Genomic DNA, 2,930 nt, shown 5'->3' on the forward strand with positions numbered 1-2,930 from the left:
GATCTCGACCTCGCGTATCCCGTCCGTGAGCCGTACGCGCATGGGCACTGTCCTCTCGGCCGGGTTGGGCCCGCTGTCCGGACGCTGCGCGCACCGTACGAAGGTGGTTACCCCCGTGCGGGAGATCTCCCCGATCCCGTCGCCGGACAGCGGACGTCGTTCCGTGCGGTGCGTCTCGTTCGTGATCGTGTGTACCGCACCGCGCGGCGTTGTGTGGTGGAAATGCGAGCGCCCCCGCGGCCGGGCCGGCGGGGGCGTCGAGGGCGTGCTGCCCGTATCCGGGCATGCGTCGTCTGTGCGGCCAGGGTGCGACATGTGATCGCTTACGTCAAGTCACGCCCCGTACGGCGGGCGGGCGTTGCGCGCGTACGCGTGATGGTTGCGGTAGGTCTGCTCTCTGCGCGCGCCCCCTCTTGGGAGTGGAGTGGAGGGGGGCACGCGCGCGCGTAGTCTCGCGTGAGTCCCCCCGGGACACACCTCCGTGACCTGCGGCGCTGCCAGAAATGGGGGTGTCTTTCGCGTGCGAATCGTCGACGATTCCTCGACGAACGCGACTCGAATCGTCGACGAATCACCGGGCGATCGCCGGCACTTCGTGCTCGTCCTGGTCGACGAGCTGCCGGCCGTACTGGTCGGCGACGGGCCCGCCGCGAGCGATGTGCATCGCCGCCGCGGCGAGGACGAGCTCGAGCTGCCGGGCGCCCGCCCGGACAATCCCGGACGGGGCGCAACGGTGACCGTGCGGCTACTTCTGCGGGGTCCCGGGGACCGGCTTCGCCGGCTCGGGGAAGCTGCCGCCGCGGCTCGCCTGATAGGTCGTCGCGTGCTGCTGCTTGTCGGCGTCGCTCATCTTGTCGCGCAGCTCGGACATGGGCACCGACGTACGGAACTTGGGCATGATGGGTCGTCCTGTCTCTCTCGAGGGATGGGTGACCCGGGGCGGTCGGGATGCCGGCAAGCTGTCGGCCGCCCCGGGGGTACATGGGGGTTACTGGCGACCGAAGCGCGGGCAGTCGCGGTCGTCGTCCGTCGGGCGGGCGATCGGCTTCTCGGGGCCGACGAACCGGCCTCCCTGTACCTCGGGGTAGTGGCCGGCAACGAGCCCGCGGCTGTGGTGCGCCGTGCAGCACGCCAGGAAGGCGAACTCATGCGCGTCGGCGACTACGGCGCGCACGCCACCGGTGCGCGTCCGCATGAGGGTGCCGACAGGGTGTGGGTAGTCCTCGATTCGGATCTTCTCGAAGGGCACGTCAGCCTCTTTCCGGAGTAGGCATAGGGAGGTAGATCACCCCCGGTAGAAGGGGGTAGATCGAGGTAGATCGGCGGTAGAACCGCAGGTAGACCGGGGGGTAGACCGCTACGCGGCCGCCTCGCCGTCCTCGGCCGGGGTAGGGGTGTTGAGCGCCGGAATGTCGTCCCGGTGTACGCCCCACGCGACCCCCCGACCGCGCACCTTTACGGACCGCCGACAGGGGATGTTGAACGCCTCGCACTGCGCCCTCACTTCGGCCACTCCCCACACCCGCGAAGAGCCGGCCAAGTTGAGCCCCTCGGCGAGGGTCGAGAGGTGCACGCCCTGCGCCTCTCCGATCTGGTCGATCAGGTAGGCGACGAAGGTCTTCTCGGCGGCCGCGCGCAGCTCTTCGGGGGACCGCTCGCCGAGCTCGTCCTCGACCGGCTCGTCGACGTCCTCGGCGGGGCGCTTATGCGTCGCCTTCCACGCGGCCGCGATGAACCCCGCGAGCAGCAGCCACAGCAGCCACGGGAAGCGCCGGACGAGCGCCCACACGCCGTAACCGACGGCGCCGACCAGGACGAGCCGCACGATCGGGCCGAGCGCTGCTCGCCACCCCTCGAGGTCGTCTCGCCTACCGGCCCGTATCCAGCCGGTGACGCCGTCGGCGAAGCGCTGCCATATGGCCTCGCTCCCCTCGGCGAGCCATCCTTCGGTGTTCCGCTCGGCGACCTTCGCGACCGCCTTCGTGATGTGCTGCTTCACAGAGCATCAGCGCCCCGGCTGAGTACCTCGAGCGCCTTCGCGCCGGCCCAGTTGACCGAGTCGGGCCACCAGCCGAGCAGCGCGGCGACGCCGGGCAGGAATCCGAGGATCGCGAACGTGATGAACCCGCCGACGATCCGGCGCTTCTCGAGTTTCGTCGACGACTTGTACAGCACTACGACGCCCACCAGGATCAGGCACGTAATCACGCCGCCCTCGGACGTGAGCACGCCCATACGGCCGGTCGGCACCGTTGCGGCGCCGCTCGTGCCGGTCGTCGTCTCAACGCCCTTACTGCCCACGCTGGAGAACAGACCGGCGATCCCCGCGGCGCCCCACCCGAGCGCCCCGCCGACGCAGATCGTCGCCAGCGAGCCGAGCGCCGAGCCGGCGCCGTAGGGGATCAGTTCCTTCGGGTCCCGGTTGCCCTTCCACCACTTGCGGAAGTTGAGCCACAGGATCGCGAGCCCGACCGCGACCCCGCCGAGGTTCACCGCGACGTTCATCGGCCAACCCCCGTGATGATCACGACGACGTCGAACCACTCGAAGGCGCCGACGAGCCCGAAGAACGTCACGGCGGTCGCCCACAGCGCGAGCAGCGTGCGGCGGCCGGTGAGGCGCCGCACGGCGAGCCCGAAGGCGCCGAGCGCGATCGCGTAGGCGAGGGCGGGGTGCATGGCGCGCGCCTCGCTCATGGTGTACGCCCATGTCGTCGCGGCGCTGTAGCCGGTCCACGGGACCGGGGTCACCGCGGCGGCGAGGGCGCCGAACGCCTTCCACGGGCTCACGAAGCCCGTGACCGAGCCCCAGAGCCGTTCCCACCGGCCGGGGTCCGGCTCGGGCTCGGGCTGTTCGGGCATGACGAGCTCGACGGTCACGTGATGCTCGACCCGGGGCGGTTCCGGCTGCGGCGCCGCGGGGGGCGGCGG

At 70.9% G+C, this 2,930-nt stretch carries 5 protein-coding genes; all 5 read right to left on the reverse strand.

Annotation, left to right across the window (positions count from 1 at the left end; translation table 11 throughout):
* Window positions 1-745: 745 nt before the first annotated feature.
* The gene (locus tag CA983_RS46475; protein ID WP_158101940.1) at window positions 746-898 is read right to left on the reverse strand and encodes a hypothetical protein; all 153 of its coding nucleotides are present in this window, start codon (window positions 896-898) and stop codon (window positions 746-748) included.
* 90 nt (window positions 899-988) lie between these two features.
* The gene (locus CA983_RS42285; protein ID WP_086605939.1) at window positions 989-1,249 is read right to left on the reverse strand and encodes a hypothetical protein; all 261 of its coding nucleotides are present in this window, start codon (window positions 1,247-1,249) and stop codon (window positions 989-991) included.
* 108 nt (window positions 1,250-1,357) lie between these two features.
* A complete protein-coding gene (locus CA983_RS42290) occupies window positions 1,358-1,999 on the reverse strand; it encodes a hypothetical protein (RefSeq protein ID WP_086605940.1) in 642 nt (213 codons plus the stop codon).
* Window positions 1,996-2,505 carry a hypothetical protein gene (locus CA983_RS42295; protein ID WP_086605941.1) on the reverse strand — a complete coding sequence of 170 codons (510 nt, stop codon included), beginning with the start codon at window positions 2,503-2,505 and terminating at the stop codon, window positions 1,996-1,998. Before CA983_RS42295 ends, CA983_RS42290 begins: the two co-directional genes overlap by 4 nt.
* A partial coding sequence (locus CA983_RS42300) for a hypothetical protein (RefSeq protein WP_208637168.1) occupies window positions 2,502-2,930 on the reverse strand: 429 nt, incomplete at its 5' end. The genes CA983_RS42300 and CA983_RS42295, both read right to left, overlap by 4 nt.

The organism is Streptomyces swartbergensis (assembly GCF_002148965.1).
GTDB lineage: Bacteria > Actinomycetota > Actinomycetes > Streptomycetales > Streptomycetaceae > Streptomyces > Streptomyces swartbergensis.

Bases quoted from the DNA above. Each gene is read 5' to 3' on its own strand.
- CA983_RS46475 (WP_158101940.1), bottom strand. From the start codon at position 898: ATGCCCAAGTTCCGTACGTCGGTGCCCATGTCCGAGCTGCGCGACAAG.
- CA983_RS42295 (WP_086605941.1), bottom strand. From the start codon at position 2,505: ATGAACGTCGCGGTGAACCTCGGCGGGGTCGCGGTCGGGCTCGCGATC.